Below are 13,351 nucleotides of genomic sequence, written 5' to 3'. Positions count from 1 at the left end.
CCGCGACGCGGTTCGCCGTGCCCGGGCGCATCGCCGTCAGCGAGCAGGCGGCCGCAATGTGGCAGACCGCCACCCTGACCGAGATCCGCCGCGAGACCCCGCACGCGGCCACCTTCCGGTTCGCGGTGCCCGAGTGGGCAGGGCATCTGCCCGGCCAGCACCTGATGCTGCGGCTGACCGCGCCGGACGGTTACGTGGCCCAGCGCCACTACTCGATCGCGTCCGCGCCCGACGACTCGGGCCACATCGAGCTGACCCTGGACCACGTGCGGGACGGCGAGGTCTCGGGCTGGTTCCACACCACGGCCCGGCCCGGTGACACGGTCGAGCTGCGCGGCCCGCTGAGCGGCTTCTTCGCCTGGCCGGGCGACCGGCCCGCGCTGCTGCTCGGAGCCGGTTCCGGCGTCGTGCCGCTGATGTCGATGGTCCGGCACCACCGGGCCCTCGGCCTCGGCGTGCCGCTGCGGATGCTGGTGTCGGCGCGCAGCCCGGAGGAGCTGATCTACGCCGGGGAGCTGGGCGCGGAGACGACGACCGTGTTCACACGGAGCGCACCCGCGGGGACGCCGGTGGGTCGTATGGCAGCCGCACATGTGGCGCCGCTCCTGGCCGAGCAGCCTCCGGGTGGCTGGGAGGCCTATGTGTGCGGCTCCAACGGGTTCGCCGAGCACGCCTCGCGCCTGCTGGTCGCGGCGGGGCAGCCGGTCGAGCGGATCCGCATCGAGCGCTTCGGCTGAGCCCGCCGGCCGCTCGCGCCGTAGCGGGACGCGCGTCGTACGCCGGGCTCCCAGGAGGGCTGGAACTCGCGGTCGGACGGCGTGCGCGAGGCGCGCCGTACGGGGTACCAGACGGGTGCGGTCGCTTCGTGCGAGGCGACGGAGACGGCCCGGGCAGGTGCCCCGGCCCGGCCGTCCTCCGGCTGCGGCGAGGAGGTGGGCATGCGTACCCGGGTGCGCGGCTGGCGCTGGCGGCGCAATCCGCTGCGGCGCCGGTCGGATGTCATGGAGGCCTGGGCGGTCCTGGTGGCCGCCGTCCTGCTGTTCGTCGTCACACCGCTGGCGGGGACGGCCGCCGGTCTCTACGCCCATGACCAGGCCCGGTCGCGCGCCACGGCGCTGCGGGCCGAGCGGCACCAGGTGCGGGCCACGGTGACCGGCGACGAGTCCGCGCGGCCGGGCCCCGTGCGGGGCGACCGCGCACACCCCCATCAGGCCAAGGTCCGCTGGACCGAGCCGGGCGCCGGAACGCGCACCGCCGTGGCCCGCGTGCCCGCCGGGAGCCGGTCGGGCGACCTGGTGACCGTGTGGTTCGACGCCCGGGGCCGCGCCGTCGCCCCGCCGCCGAACGACGTGGCGGTCTGGCGGCACACGGTCATGGTGGGCCTGTGCGCGGCGGGCGGCTCGGCGGCCGTCATCCTCCTGGGGTACGCCGTGCAGCGCCGGGCGGCGCTGCGCCACCGGATGGACGAGTGGGAGCGGGAGTGGGCGCGCACCGGTCCGAGGTGGACCCAGCCGCTGACCTGACCGGGCGGGCGAACCCGCCGTCGGACCGCCGGACCTTCCGGCCCGCTTTCGACAGGCCGGTACGGCAACCGCTTTCACCGCGGTGAACAGCGGTACGGCCGCATGTCCCGGCGCCGGACGGAAACCGGCTCCCACGTACCTGGCGGGACCTTTGGCCGCGCACGTACCGTGAGCCGACGCAGTCCCCTCGTCCCCGAAGGCGGTTCCCGATGGCCCTGTTCGACCTCCCCCTCGACGAACTCCGCGCATATCGCGGCGTCTCCACCGCGCCGGCGGACTTCGACGCCTTCTGGGACAAGACCCTCCAGGAGGCCCGCGAGCACGAGCTGGCCGCCCGGTTCGAGCCGGTGGACTCCGGGCTGTCCACGGTCCGGGTGTACGACGTGACGTTCGCCGGTTTCGGGGGCCACCCGGTCAAGGGCTGGCTCAGACTGCCCGCCGGCGCGTCGGAACCGCTGCCGCTGGTCGTGGAGTTCATCGGTTACGGCGGCGGGCGCGGGCTGGCGCACGAGGACCTGCTGTGGGCGTCCACGGGCCGCGCCCACTTCGTGATGGACACGCGGGGCCAGGGCAGCGCCTGGGGCGGCGGTGGCGGCACTGCGGACCCGGTGGGCGCAGCGCCCGCCTTCCCCGGGTACATGACGCGGGGCATCGACGCGCCCGAGAACTACTACTACCGCCGGGTGTTCACGGACGCCGTGCGCGCCGTGGAGGCGGCCCGGTCGCATCCGCTCGCCGACGCGGCGCGGACCGTGGTGACCGGGGAGAGCCAGGGCGGTGGCATCTCCCTCGCCGTCGGCGGACTGCTTCCCGACCTGGTGGCGGTCGCCCCCGACGTGCCGTTCCTGTGCGACTTCCCGCGCGCGACGACCCTGACGGACCGTCACCCGTACCGCGAGATCGGCCTGTTCCTCAAGACCCACCGCGGGCGCGCGGAGGAAGCGCTGCGCACGCTCTCCTACTTCGACGGCGTGCACTTCGCGGCCCGCGGCCGGGCCCCGGCGCTCTTCTCGGCCGCCCTGGAGGACCGGACGTGCCCGCCGTCGACCGTGTTCGCGGCCTTCAACGCGTGGGCGCACCGGGACAAGGCGATCGAGGTGTACGACTTCAACGACCACGAGGGCGGCGGCCCGTTCCAGGAGGAGCGCAAGCTGCGCTGGCTGCGCGCGTACGCCTGACCGGAAGGCGGGGCGGGGCCGCGCCCGGGCGGGCCGGGTTCCGGCCGCCTTCTTCACACCAGTCCGACCAGTCGGTACGTTCGGAGGCGCCCCGGGCCGTGCTGCCGCCGCCCGGGTTCCCGGCGACGACGGAGGCTGGATGTCCGCGCACGAGGCACATGTTCAGGGCCACTGCGATCCGCGCTTCACCGCGGTGCGGGAGGCGTTCGAGGAGAACTTCCGGGACCGCGGCGAACTGGGCGCCGCCGTGGCGGTGACCGTCGGCGGCGAGACGGTGGTCGACCTGTGGGGCGGCTGGGCCGACGCCGCACGCACCCGGCCCTGGGAGCGGGACACGCTGGTCAACGTGTGGTCCACGACCAAGGGGCCGGTGGCCCTGTGCGCGCATCTGCTCGCGGACCGGGGCCTGCTCGACTTCGACCGGCCGGTGGCCGCGTACTGGCCGGAATTCGCGGCGGCGGGCAAGGAGGACGTACGCGTACGGGATCTGCTGTCGCACCGCGCCGGGCTGTCCGGCCTGCGGGAGCCGCACTCCGTCGAGGAGCTCTACGACTGGGAGCTGACGACCGCGCGGCTGGCGGCCACCGAGCCCTGGTGGGAGCCGGGCACCCGCTCCGGATACCACGCGCTGACCTGGGGCTTCCTCGTCGGCGAGGTGATCCGGCGGGTGTCCGGGCTGCGCCCCGGGGCGTTCCTGGAGGAGGAGGTGACCGGGCCGCTCGGGCTGGACTTCACGATCGGCCTGCCGGAGAAAGAGACCGGCCGGGCGGCCGAGCTGGTGCACGCGCGGTCCCGGGACGACGGGGAACGAGCCGCCGCTTTCGGCCAGTTGCCGCCGGCCGCGATCGCCGCCCTCGCCAACCCGCCGGTGGGCGCCGCACAGGCGAACACGGCCGCATGGCGGGCGGCGGAGATACCGGCGGCCAACGGGCACGGCACCGCGCGCTCGGTCGCCGCCCTGTACGGCGTCTTCGCCGGCCGGGGCTCCTACGGCGACCGGCGGATCCTGTCACCGGAGGCCGTGGAGCGGGTGCGCGAGGGCCAGGGCGCCTGCCGCGACCTGGTGCTGGGCGCGGGGCTCGAGGGCGAGACGGAGATCGGGCTCGGGTTGTGGCTGAGCGGCCCGCACGGCTCGTACGGACCGAACCCGCGGGCTTTCGGACACGACGGCTTCGGGGGCTCCTGCGGGCTCGCGGACCCGGAGGCGGAGGTCTCGCTCGGGTACGCGATGAACCGGATGGGGCCGCACATCGCGGACGATCCGCGGAAGACGGCCCTGGTGGAAGCGGTTTACAGCGCCCTGTGAGGCCGGGTCGCGCGGACGTGTTTCGGCCGAACCACCGGACCGCTCTTCCCTTGTGGTTTAGACCAATGCTAGATGTGGTCGCGCAATGAGCCCGTTCGGCTACGTCTTGTCACCACAGGAGGCGCGGCATGGCCCGCACCACCCCGCTCGACCCCCAGCAGACCGACGACCGGCCCCTGTACTGGCGGGTCGCGTCGCAGCTTCTCGACGAACTGCACGACGGCACCGTGCCGCCCGGCGACCGGCTGCCCAGCGAGCGGCACCTGGCCCGGCACTTCGGTGTCAGCCGGGAGACCGTACGGCAGGCGCTTGAGGTGCTGCGGCGCGGCGGTCTGGTCGCCACCGACCGGCGAGGCAGCCACGCCACGCTGCCCGGCCGTCCGGTGGAGGACCCGGTCTCGCTCACCTTCCCGGTCGGCGCCCGGCCGGCGGACCCGTGCGCCGTGGACCGGGCGACGGTGACCTGGGAGGCGCCGTCGCCGGAGCACGCACGGGCGCTCGGGCTGGCCCCGCACCGGCCCACGCTGGTGCACCGCTACCGCTCGGCCGCGCCCGACGGCCGCTCGCTGCGCACAGCGGTGACAACGTTCTCCGCGGTGGCGCTGAGCGAGGTCGCGGAGCTGGGCCGGTACCGCGAACGGGCGGACGGGGCCACCCCGGCGCAGCTGCGCCGGGCCTACGACTGGATGCGCAAGGCCGGGCTCACCCTGCACCACCGGGACTCCATCACCCAGGTCGGCGACGCCTCGTCGGTCCGTGTCACGCGGCGGGTGCACGACCAGTACGCGCGCCCCCTGGAGATCACCGACCTGGTGGTCGACTCCGAACGGGACGCGCTGGTCTACGAGTTCACCCTGCCGGCGGCCGGCTGAGCCCGGGCCACGAGGAGGCGGGCCCGGGGGCTGCCGTCGTCGCGCCGCCCGAACTCGGGCAGCGGCCGCAGTCCGACCTCGAAGCCGGAGCGGGTCAGCCCGCCGACGACGTCGCCGAACCGGAAGGTCCGGTAGTACATGACGAACGGCGGCCGCCACAGGGCGTTGCGGACCCGCATGGCCGTGTCGAAGGCGAGCAGGGTCCAGAACGCGGGGCCGGCGGGGCGGGGCGGGGCGAAGAGCGGGAAGGCGAAGCTGCCGCCCGGCCGCAGCACGGAGCGGACCTGGGTGAACAGCCCCGGCAGTTCGCGGGGCAGGAAGTGGCCGAACGCGCCGAAGCTGACCACCAGGTCGAAGGCGGGCCCGAACGGCAGGGCCCGGGCGTCGCCGCGCACCCAGGCGACGTCCGGGCCGCCGGACGGCGCGCGGCGGCGGGCGACGTCGAGCATGCCGGCGCTGAAGTCGACGCCGGTGACGCTCCGGCCGCACAGTCCCGCCAGCAGTTCCGTCCCGGCTCCGGTGCCGCAGCACAGGTCCAGGCCGTCCTCGAAGGGCCCGAGCGGCCCCAGCGCCTTGGCGACGGACTCCAGCACCGAGCGGGGCGTACGGAAGGGGGTGTGGTCGAACTTCGGGGCCAGCAGGTCGTAGCCGTGCTCGACGGACGACAGCGCCTGTACGGCGAGCTCGCGCACGCTGGGGCCTTCGGGGCTGAACATCGTCTCAGCCTAGGCCCTGCCGTCCTGGGACGGGCGGCCGTTCGGCGACGGCGCCTCGGCGTGCCCGCCGCCCGACGGCGAGGCCCCTCGCCCGTCGAGGATCCGCAGCACGCGCTCGCACCAGCGCAGGTTCTCCTGCTCGAAGGCGATGCCCGCCATGAGGGTCAGATACGGGCCGATCCGGTCGGCCGTGCTCAGGTACTCCTCCTCGGTGCGCCCGTCGAGGAGGCGGGCGCGCACCCGCTCGTAGCGGTCGAGTTTGCCGCGGGCCCAGCCCCCGCGCTCCTCGACGAGCGCCCGGGCCACCGCGGGGTCGCCGCCGTCCATGGCCTGGATCTTGATGAGGAGTTCGTCGCGGACGGCCGTGGGGCGTTTCGGCGGTTCGCCGGCGAAGGCGCGCAGCCGGCTCCGGCCGGCCTCCGTCAGGGTGAACATCCGCTTGGTGGGCCGGCGTTCCTGCGGCACCGTCCGGGCCTCGACCAGTCCGTCCTGCGCGAGGCGCTCCAGCTCCCGGTAGAGCTGCTGCGGGGTGGCGGGCCAGAAGTTCGCGAGCGAGACGTCGAACACCTTCGACAGCTCGTAGCCCGAGGCCTCCCCCTCCAGCAGGGCGGCGAGGACGGCGTACTTGAGCGACATGTGGACACGCTAGCAGCAGGTGATTACTCTCATCCGCACCTATTCAAATAGTTGACCATGAGGTGATCCGATGCGCGCGTTCCGCGAGGCGGTCGAGGCGGGCGACCTGGACGCCGTCGAGGCGCTGCTGGCCGATGACGTCGTCTTCACCAGCCCGGTCGTCTTCAAGCCGTACCCGGGCAAGGCGATCACGGCGGCGATCCTGCGCGGGGTCTGCGAGGTCTTCGAGGACTTCCGGTACGAGCGGGAACTCTCCGGCCCCGACGGCCGCGACCACGCGCTGGTCTTCCGGGCACGGGTGGGCGACCGGGAGCTGACCGGCTGCGACTTCATCCACCTGGACGACGACGGGCTGATCGACGAGCTGACGGTGATGGTGCGCCCGCTGTCGGGGGCCCAGGCGCTCGCCGCGGCCATGGGCGCCCGGTTCGACTCGATCGCGCGGGAGGCGGCGGAACGGTCCGCGTGAGCGGACCGGGGCCCGGCGGTGCCCCGTCTCAGGGCGCCGGGCGCACCGGCAGGGCGCGCACGCTGTTGCCGACGAAGCCGGCGTGCGGAGCCAGTTCCGCCTCGGGGACGGCGAGTTCGAGTCCGGGGAAGCGGGTGAACAGCCGTTCCAGGGCGACGGTCGCCTCCAGGCGGGCCAGCGGGGCGCCCAGGCAGTAGTGCGCGCCGTGCCCGAGGGAGAGATGGCGTACGGCGTCGGGACGGGCTTGCCGGGTGACGTCGAAGCGGTCGGCGTCCGGGCCGTGCGCCGCCCGGTCGCGGCCGGCGGCGGAGTAGCCGGCCAGGACGGGGGTGCCGGCCGGGATCGGCGTGCCGTCCACGGTGAGGTCGCGCACCGGGTAGCGGAACGGGAAGTAGCTGACCGGGGCGTCCCAGCGCAGGGTCTCCTCCACGACGTCGGCCCAGCTCGCGCCGCCCGCGCGCACCAGGTCGAGCTGGTCGCGGTGGCCGCACAGGGCGCGTACGGCGTTGGTGATCAGGTTGAGCGTGGTCTCGTGGCCGGCGACGATCATCAGCAGGAGCGTGCCGATCAGCTCGGGCCGGCCGAGCCGGTCGCCGTCCTCGTCGCGGGCCGCGATGAGGGCGCTGGTCAGGTCGTCCCCCGGGGCGGCGGCCTTCGCGGCGGCGATCTCGCCGAGCACGGCGAGGAGTTCGCGGTTGGCGGCGACGGCCGCGGCGGGTTCGGTGTCGGTGGCCACGATCCGGCTGCTGAGGTGGTGCAGGCGGTCCCGGAACCCGGCCTCCACGCCGAGGAGTTCGCAGATGACGCCCAGGGGCAGCGGGAGCGCGAAGTGCCGGCGCAGATCCGCGACGCCCCCGCCGGCCACTGCGGCCGCCGCCAGCCCGTCCAGCAGCGACTCGGTCAACTCCTCGACCCTTGGCCGCAGTTCCTCGGTGCGCCGGGGGGTGAAGGCGCGACTGACCAGGGAGCGCAGCCGCCGGTGGTCCTCGCCGTCCGCGGTCGTCATGCCCGGGACGGTCGCGAAGGTGCGCAGCGGCCAGCCCTCGGCTATCAGGCCCTCGCGCAGCGCCGTGAAGTGGCGCGCGTTCTTGGCCACGTCGGGATGCTGCAGGAACTCACGGAGCGCCTCGTGCCCGAGGACGGCCGCGCCCCCGATGCCGCCGGGCAGTTCGACCGGGGTGACCGCACCGCGGGCCAGGAGGCGCGCGTTGTCGGCGTGCGGGCAGCCGCCGGCGGGGTCGAGCCGGTGCGGCGGCAGCGCGGGCGTGGTCTCCACCGGCAGCTCCTGACGGTCGTACGACGAGGGCGACGCCGCCGATCGTAGGCTCACGCGGGCCGTTCCACCCGGGGTTTCGCACCACGGGGAATGTTCCGCGGCGGCGGCGTGTTGCACGGGGTACGGACATACCGCTCCGACGGGTGGTACTGTGCCGAACAGCACCTGTGCACGTCCCTCCGCGGACGCCGGTGCCAGTTCTCCTTCTCGCGCCGATCGGCTCGCCGGTCTCCGGCTCCGGCGCGTGACCTCCAGGCAAAGCCTCGCGAACAGGCCTTCCGTGCCGTGCCCGAGGCGCCGTTCCCACCGCCCGGAGGCGCCTGTGCGCCGCCTCCCGCTCGCGGTCCCTCCCCCTTCCTCCTCGCCTTCCGTCCGTGAAAGGACCTTCCATGACCACCACACTCGAACACCCCCCTGTCGCACAGCGGCCCCCGGCCGCCCGGCCCGTCACCGGTGTCCTGGACATCGACGCGCGCGGCAAGGGGCACCTGAGGGCCGCGCACCTGCTGCCCTCCCCCGCAGACCCCCAGGTCTCCCCCGCGCTGATCCGCCGTCACGGCCTGCGCAAGGGCGACCTCGTGCAGGGCGAGAGCACGCCGCAGCGCGGCCTGACCGGCGTCACGCTGGTCGACGGGCACGCTCACGGTGAACGCCGCGACCGCCGGCACTTCCACCAGCTCACCCCGCTGCACCCCCATGAGCGGCTGCGCCTGGAGCACCCGGCGTCCGGCCTGGCCGGGCGCGTCACCGACCTGCTCGCGCCGGTAGGCAAGGGACAGCGCGGGCTGATCGTGGCCCCGCCGAAGAGCGGCAAGACCGTGCTGTTGCAGCAGCTCGCCGCGGCCGTCGCCGGCAACCACCCGGACTGCCGGCTGATGGTGCTGCTGCTGGACGAGCGGCCCGAGGAGGTCACCGAGATGCGCCGCTCGGTGCGCGGCGAGGTGTACGCCTCCACCTTCGACCGCTCGGCCAGGGAGCACATCGCCCTGGCCGACCTGGTCGTGGAACGGGCCAAGCGGCTGGTGGAGGCCGGTGAGGACGTCGTCGTCCTGCTGGACTCGCTGACCCGGCTGTGCCGGGCCCACAACAACGCCTCCGCCGCCGGCGGCCGCACCCTGAGCGGCGGTGTCGACGCGGGCGCGCTGCTCGGCCCCAAGCGGTTCTTCGGCGCCGCCCGGCAGGCCGAGGAGGGCGGCTCCCTCACCATTCTCGCCACCGTCCTGGTGGACACCGGCTCGCGCGCCGACGGCTACTTCTTCGAGGAGCTGAAGGGCACCGGCAACATGGAGCTCCGGCTGGACCGGGAGCCCGCCGCCCGCCGGGTCTTCCCGGCCGTGGACATCGACGCCAGCGGCACCCGCCGCGAGGAACTGCTGCTCACTCCGGCCGAGTTGGCGGCCACCCGGGGCCTGCGCCGGGCCCTGCGCTCCCGCGAGGGCGCACCGGCCGCCCTGGAGACGCTGCTCGGGCGCATGCGGGAGACCCCGGACAACGCCACGTTCCTGCGCCGCGTCCAGCCGACCCTGCCCGGCGGCTGACGGCGCCCGGCCGCCCGCGCCGCCGCCGGCCGCCGCGCGGCGCCCTCCGGTGCTACATCCGGGTTGCTCCGGTAGGCCGTCCGGCCCGGACAGCGCGCCGGACCCGCCCCGGCTTCCTACGTTGATCTTATGATCACCGGATTCTCTCGTCGGGTCGCCGTCACGGCCTGCTCCCTGTGTGTGGCGGGCACCCTCGCCCTCGCACCGGCCGCCGCCTCCACCGCCCACCGTGCGGGGGATCCCGCACCGCCCGGGCCGCACGCGTCGGTGCCGAAGCCGTCCCTGCTCCAGCGTTCCGGCACGCAGGTCAGGCTCCGCCGGGGCGCCCCCGAGGTCCCGGACGTCACCGCGCTGTCCTGGCTGGTCGCCGACGCCGACAGCGGCGAGGTGCTGGCCGCCGCCGACGCGCACCGCGAGCTGCCGCCCGCGAGCACCATGAAGACCCTGTTCGCGCTCACCGTGCTGCCCGGCCTGCCCTCCACCATGCGGCACACCGTCGACTACCGGGAGCTGGAGGACGTCGGCGAGGGCAGCAGCCTGGTCGGCGTCGAGGAGGGGCACAGCTACCAGGTGGCCGACCTGTGGCGCGGGGTCTTCCTCAGCTCGGGCAACGACGCCGTGCACGTGCTCGCCTCGCTGGACGGCGGCTGGCAGGCCACGGCCAGGAAGATGCAGGCCAAGGCGCGCTCGCTGGGCGCCCTGGACACCCATGTCGTCTCCCCCGACGGCTACGACGCCGACGGCCAGGTGTCGTCGGCGTACGACCTGGCCGTCTTCGGCCGGGCCGGGCTGCGCAACCCCGACTTCGCCCGCTACTGCTCCACCGCCCGGTCCCAGTTCCCGGGCGACGGATGGCCGTACGAGATCGAGAACACCAACCGGCTGCTGACCGGCGAGGACGGCGTGGCCCCGTACCCCGGGCTGATCGGGATCAAGAACGGCTACACCAGCAACGCGGGCAACACCCTCGTCGCCGCGGCGCGGCGGGACGGCCGCACCCTCGTGGTGACCGTGATGAACCCTCAGGAGGGCGGCGGCTTGGCGGTGTACGAGGAGGCCCGCCAACTGCTGGACTGGGGCTTCGCCTCGGCCGGACGGGTGGACCCGGTGGGGTCGCTGGACGCGCTGCGCCCTGGAGGCACGGCGGCCGCGGCCGCGGCGCCCGCGGCGGCGACGCCCGCCCCGGCGCCGGAGGAGGACTCGGACTGGTCGCCCACCGCGGCCGTCGTGGGCTTCACCGGGCTCGGCGCGGCCGCGTTGGCGCTGGCGCTGCGGGCCAAGAACGCGCGGGACGCCCGGGGCTGACCGGCCGGCAGGCCCAGCAGCAGTCCGAGCGTGACCCACGTGTAGGCGTTGGAGCCGAGGAACCCGCCGAGGCCGGAGGCGTCCCCGACCCAGAGCCACACCACGCTGGTGCACAGCACCGCGTACAGGGCGGCCGCGAGCCGCGGGCGCCCGGCGCGCGCCAGCACCACGAGGGACGGCAGCAGCCACACCAGGTGGTGCACCCAGGTGACGGGGCTGACCAGGCAGGCCGCGGCGCCGGTGAGCGCGAAGGCCGCCGGCCAGTCGCCGGCCGCCACCGCCCGCCGGGCGCGCCACGCCCACCCGCCCAGCACCAGCAGCACCGCACCGGCCCACAGGGCGCGGTCCGGCTCGCCGAGGCGGGCCAGGACGCCCTGCAGCGACTGGTTGGAGACGTAGCCGAGCCGTCCGACGCGGCTCGTGTCCCACAGCGCCCCGGTCCAGTAGAACCGGGACGCGCCCGGGTCCGCCCAGGCGGCGAGTCCGGTCGCCGCCAGTGCCACGCAGCCCGCCACCGCGGCCGCCCGCCACCGCCGGGCGAGCAGCAGCAGGGCGATGAACAGGGCGGGCGTGAGCTTCACCGCGGCGGCCAGCCCGATCCCGGCGCCGGCCCAGCGGCCGCGGCCGGTCCGCAGCAGCCAGGCGTCGCCGAGCACCAGGGCCAGCAGCGCCAGGTTCACCTGCCCGAAGCTGAAGGTGTCCCGCAGCGGCTCGAACAGCGCGAGCAGGCACAGCGCCAGCGACCAGCGGAACCAGCCGTGCCGCCGCGGACCGGGCCCGGCCACGACGCCCAGGACCACCGCGAGCGCGGCCAGGTTCACCAGCAGGGAGGCGGCGATCGCCGTGTGCCGGCCCATCGCGGCCAGGGGCAGCATCAGCAGCGCGGCGAACGGCGGATAGGTGAAGCCGTACGACGTCCCCGGTACCCGATAGTCGTAGATCCGGCCGCCGTGCCCCACCCAGGTGTGCACGGTCCCGTAGTAGACCCGCAGGTCGAAGAAGTCCCGCAGCAGCGGCACGGTCGCCGTGAACGCGGTGACCGCGGCGGCCAGGGCCACCACGAGCAGCAGGCGGCCGCGGCCGGTGCGCGGCAGCGACGGGCCCGTCATGCCGTGCGTCCCGTCGCCGGCGCCCGGACCGCCAGCCGGGCCTGGCCGAGCACGACCAGGCCCAGCGCCCCGCCGCAGACCGCGAGGGCGACCTGGCCGGGGCCGGGCGGGCCGCCGCTCGGCAGCACGGCGAGCGCCAGCGCACCGGCCAGGGCGGCCACCCGGCGCCGCACGGAGGTGCTGGGCGCGGCCGCCGCTATCAGGAACAGGCCCCACAGCACGTACCAGGGCCGGATCGCCGGGCCCAGCACGGCGACCGCGAGCAGGCTCAGTCCGAGTGCGTACACCGGCAGCGGCCGCAGCCGGAGCCAGATCAGCGTCACGGCGACGGCGGTGGCCACCAGGCCCGCCAGGTGCCAGGCGGGCACGGCCAGCGGGGCCAGACCGCTGCCGAGGTGTTCGAGCAGGGCGCCGGTGGCCCGGCCGAGCAGGCTGGTCAGGGCCCAGTTGCGCGAGGAGACGGGGGTGTCCAGAGCGCCGATCCAGCCGTACCCCGTGCCGGCGACGGCGGTGGCGAGGACCGTGGTCGCCGCGGCGCCGGCCGCCGTGGTCACCGTGGCGCGCAGCGGGCCGCGGCCGGCATGGAGCTGGAGGACGAGCGCCGCGGGCAGGCCGAGCGCGGCGGGCGCCTTCACCAGGACGGCCAGGGTGATGAGCACCGTGCCAAGGAGCGGCCACCGGCCGAGGGCCGCGACCAGACCGAGTCCGAGCAGGCCGAGCATGAGCGCGTCGTTGTGGGCGCCCGCGACCAGGTGCAGCAGGACCAGCGGGTTCAGGACGCCGAGCCACAGCGCGGCGGCCGGATCGGCGCCGCTGTGCCGGGCCAGCCGGGGCAGCGCGGCGGCCATGAGGGCCACGCCGAGCACGGCGGCCAGGCGCATGCCGAGCAGACCGGCGGGCAGCTCGCCGCGGGTGAGGGCGGACAGCGCGGAGGCCAGGGCGAGGAAGGCCGGGCCGTAGGGGGCGGCCGTGTGCTGCCACACCGGGGCCACCTCGTCGGCCAGCGGGCCGCCGAGCCGGGCCGGGCCGTGGGCGTACACGTCCAGGTGGGCGTCGACCATGGCGCCCTGCGCGAGATAGCTGTAGACGTCCCGGCTGAAGAGCGGGGGCGCGAGCAGCAGCGGGGCCGACCAGACGGCGAGGACGAGCAGCAGGGAGCGCTCGCCGGGGGGCTGCGGGCCCCGCACCAGACGCCCGAGCAGCGCCCAGGCCGCGGTGAGCAGCACGACGCCGCAGTAGACCCCGACCAGGCCGAGCGCGGCGCGTGCGGAGGCGGGGGTGAGCAGGTCCCGCACCGGCAGGGCGCCCGCCGTCCGGCCGCCCAGCGCGAGGAAGGCGGTGCCGGCCAGTCCGAGCAGCCGGCAGCGGCGGAGGTCGAGGGGGAAGGACATGACCGGCACCGGGTCAGCGTGGCAGTGCCGGG

The 13,351-nt window shown here is 75.4% G+C and carries 12 protein-coding genes and 1 pseudogene; 8 read left to right on the top strand and 5 right to left on the bottom strand.

Annotation, left to right across the window (positions count from 1 at the left end; translation table 11 throughout):
• The first annotated feature begins 56 nt into the window (after nt 1–56).
• From ACFYU0_RS02530 to ACFYU0_RS02510, 5 genes are all read left to right on the top strand, one after another.
• Nucleotides 57–737 (top strand): ferredoxin reductase, encoded by a 681-nt coding sequence (locus tag ACFYU0_RS02530; RefSeq protein ID WP_389297954.1) that lies wholly within the window; start codon nt 57–59, stop codon nt 735–737.
• Nucleotides 738–938: 201 nt separating this feature from the next.
• Nucleotides 939–1,523: a hypothetical protein gene (locus ACFYU0_RS02525; protein ID WP_389297277.1), complete on the top strand. Its 585-nt coding sequence runs from the start codon at nt 939–941 to the stop codon at nt 1,521–1,523.
• Nucleotides 1,524–1,732: 209 nt separating this feature from the next.
• On the top strand, nt 1,733–2,701 hold the full coding sequence (locus ACFYU0_RS02520; RefSeq protein WP_389297275.1) for an acetylxylan esterase: 969 nt from the start codon (nt 1,733–1,735) through the stop codon (nt 2,699–2,701).
• A 139-nt stretch (nt 2,702–2,840) separates the two neighbouring features.
• A complete protein-coding gene (locus ACFYU0_RS02515; RefSeq protein ID WP_389297274.1) occupies nt 2,841–4,007 on the top strand; it encodes a serine hydrolase domain-containing protein in 1,167 nt (388 codons plus the stop codon).
• Between the two features lie 128 nt (nt 4,008–4,135).
• On the top strand, nt 4,136–4,879 hold the full coding sequence (locus ACFYU0_RS02510; RefSeq protein ID WP_351660852.1) for a GntR family transcriptional regulator: 744 nt from the start codon (nt 4,136–4,138) through the stop codon (nt 4,877–4,879).
• On the opposite strand, the gene ACFYU0_RS02505 is transcribed toward ACFYU0_RS02510, so the two are convergent.
• Together ACFYU0_RS02505 and ACFYU0_RS02500 are read right to left on the bottom strand one after the other, a co-directional pair.
• A complete protein-coding gene (locus tag ACFYU0_RS02505) occupies nt 4,849–5,595 on the bottom strand; it encodes a class I SAM-dependent methyltransferase (RefSeq protein WP_351660849.1) in 747 nt (248 codons plus the stop codon). The genes ACFYU0_RS02510 and ACFYU0_RS02505 overlap by 31 nt on opposite strands.
• A 9-nt stretch (nt 5,596–5,604) precedes the next feature.
• A complete protein-coding gene (locus ACFYU0_RS02500; RefSeq protein WP_351660846.1) occupies nt 5,605–6,231 on the bottom strand; it encodes a PadR family transcriptional regulator in 627 nt (208 codons plus the stop codon).
• A 70-nt stretch (nt 6,232–6,301) separates the two neighbouring features.
• On the opposite strand from ACFYU0_RS02500, the gene ACFYU0_RS02495 reads away from it, so the two are divergent.
• Nucleotides 6,302–6,700: a nuclear transport factor 2 family protein gene (locus ACFYU0_RS02495; protein ID WP_389297271.1), complete on the top strand. Its 399-nt coding sequence runs from the start codon at nt 6,302–6,304 to the stop codon at nt 6,698–6,700.
• Nucleotides 6,701–6,728: 28 nt separating this feature from the next.
• On the opposite strand, the gene ACFYU0_RS02490 is transcribed toward ACFYU0_RS02495, so the two are convergent.
• Nucleotides 6,729–7,976: a cytochrome P450 gene (locus tag ACFYU0_RS02490; protein ID WP_389297953.1), complete on the bottom strand. Its 1,248-nt coding sequence runs from the start codon at nt 7,974–7,976 to the stop codon at nt 6,729–6,731.
• A gap of 389 nt (nt 7,977–8,365) precedes the next feature.
• Between ACFYU0_RS02490 and rho the strand changes: the two genes are divergently transcribed.
• Complete coding sequence (gene rho, locus ACFYU0_RS02485) at nt 8,366–9,514, top strand: transcription termination factor Rho (protein WP_389297269.1); 1,149 nt, start codon at nt 8,366–8,368, stop codon at nt 9,512–9,514.
• A gap of 129 nt (nt 9,515–9,643) precedes the next feature.
• Nucleotides 9,644–10,477 (top strand): annotated as a pseudogene (locus ACFYU0_RS02480) (D-alanyl-D-alanine carboxypeptidase family protein); the annotation flags it as partial.
• Between the two features lie 59 nt (nt 10,478–10,536).
• Here ACFYU0_RS02480 and ACFYU0_RS02475 read toward each other — a convergent pair.
• Together ACFYU0_RS02475 and mptB are read right to left on the bottom strand one after the other, a co-directional pair.
• Nucleotides 10,537–11,928, bottom strand: coding sequence for a glycosyltransferase family 87 protein (locus tag ACFYU0_RS02475; protein ID WP_389297267.1), 1,392 nt, complete (start codon nt 11,926–11,928; stop codon nt 10,537–10,539).
• On the bottom strand, nt 11,925–13,319 hold the full coding sequence (gene mptB, locus ACFYU0_RS02470; protein WP_389297265.1) for a polyprenol phosphomannose-dependent alpha 1,6 mannosyltransferase MptB: 1,395 nt from the start codon (nt 13,317–13,319) through the stop codon (nt 11,925–11,927). The genes ACFYU0_RS02475 and mptB overlap by 4 nt, the downstream gene beginning before the upstream one ends.
• Nucleotides 13,320–13,351 lie beyond the last annotated feature (32 nt).

The sequence above is a fragment of the Streptomyces sp. NPDC003720 genome, assembly GCF_042875075.1.
GTDB lineage: Bacteria > Actinomycetota > Actinomycetes > Streptomycetales > Streptomycetaceae > Streptomyces.
Note: the sequence above shows the minus strand (reverse complement) of the source record. Positions and strands in the feature narration are given on the sequence as shown.

Excerpts from the sequence above, each read along its gene's own strand:
- ACFYU0_RS02525 (WP_389297277.1), top strand. The coding sequence starts at position 939 with ATGCGTACCCGGGTGCGCGGCTGGCGCTGGCGGCGCAATCCGCTGCGG.
- ACFYU0_RS02500 (WP_351660846.1), bottom strand. The coding sequence starts at position 6,231 with ATGTCGCTCAAGTACGCCGTCCTCGCCGCCCTGCTGGAGGGGGAGGCC.
- ACFYU0_RS02505 (WP_351660849.1), bottom strand. The coding sequence starts at position 5,595 with ATGTTCAGCCCCGAAGGCCCCAGCGTGCGCGAGCTCGCCGTACAGGCG.
- ACFYU0_RS02520 (WP_389297275.1), top strand. The coding sequence starts at position 1,733 with ATGGCCCTGTTCGACCTCCCCCTCGACGAACTCCGCGCATATCGCGGC.
- mptB (WP_389297265.1), bottom strand. The coding sequence starts at position 13,319 with ATGTCCTTCCCCCTCGACCTCCGCCGCTGCCGGCTGCTCGGACTGGCC.
- rho (WP_389297269.1), top strand. The coding sequence starts at position 8,366 with ATGACCACCACACTCGAACACCCCCCTGTCGCACAGCGGCCCCCGGCC.
- ACFYU0_RS02515 (WP_389297274.1), top strand. The coding sequence starts at position 2,841 with ATGTCCGCGCACGAGGCACATGTTCAGGGCCACTGCGATCCGCGCTTC.
- ACFYU0_RS02495 (WP_389297271.1), top strand. The coding sequence starts at position 6,302 with ATGCGCGCGTTCCGCGAGGCGGTCGAGGCGGGCGACCTGGACGCCGTC.
- ACFYU0_RS02475 (WP_389297267.1), bottom strand. The coding sequence starts at position 11,928 with ATGACGGGCCCGTCGCTGCCGCGCACCGGCCGCGGCCGCCTGCTGCTC.
- ACFYU0_RS02530 (WP_389297954.1), top strand. The coding sequence starts at position 57 with ATGTGGCAGACCGCCACCCTGACCGAGATCCGCCGCGAGACCCCGCAC.
- ACFYU0_RS02510 (WP_351660852.1), top strand. The coding sequence starts at position 4,136 with ATGGCCCGCACCACCCCGCTCGACCCCCAGCAGACCGACGACCGGCCC.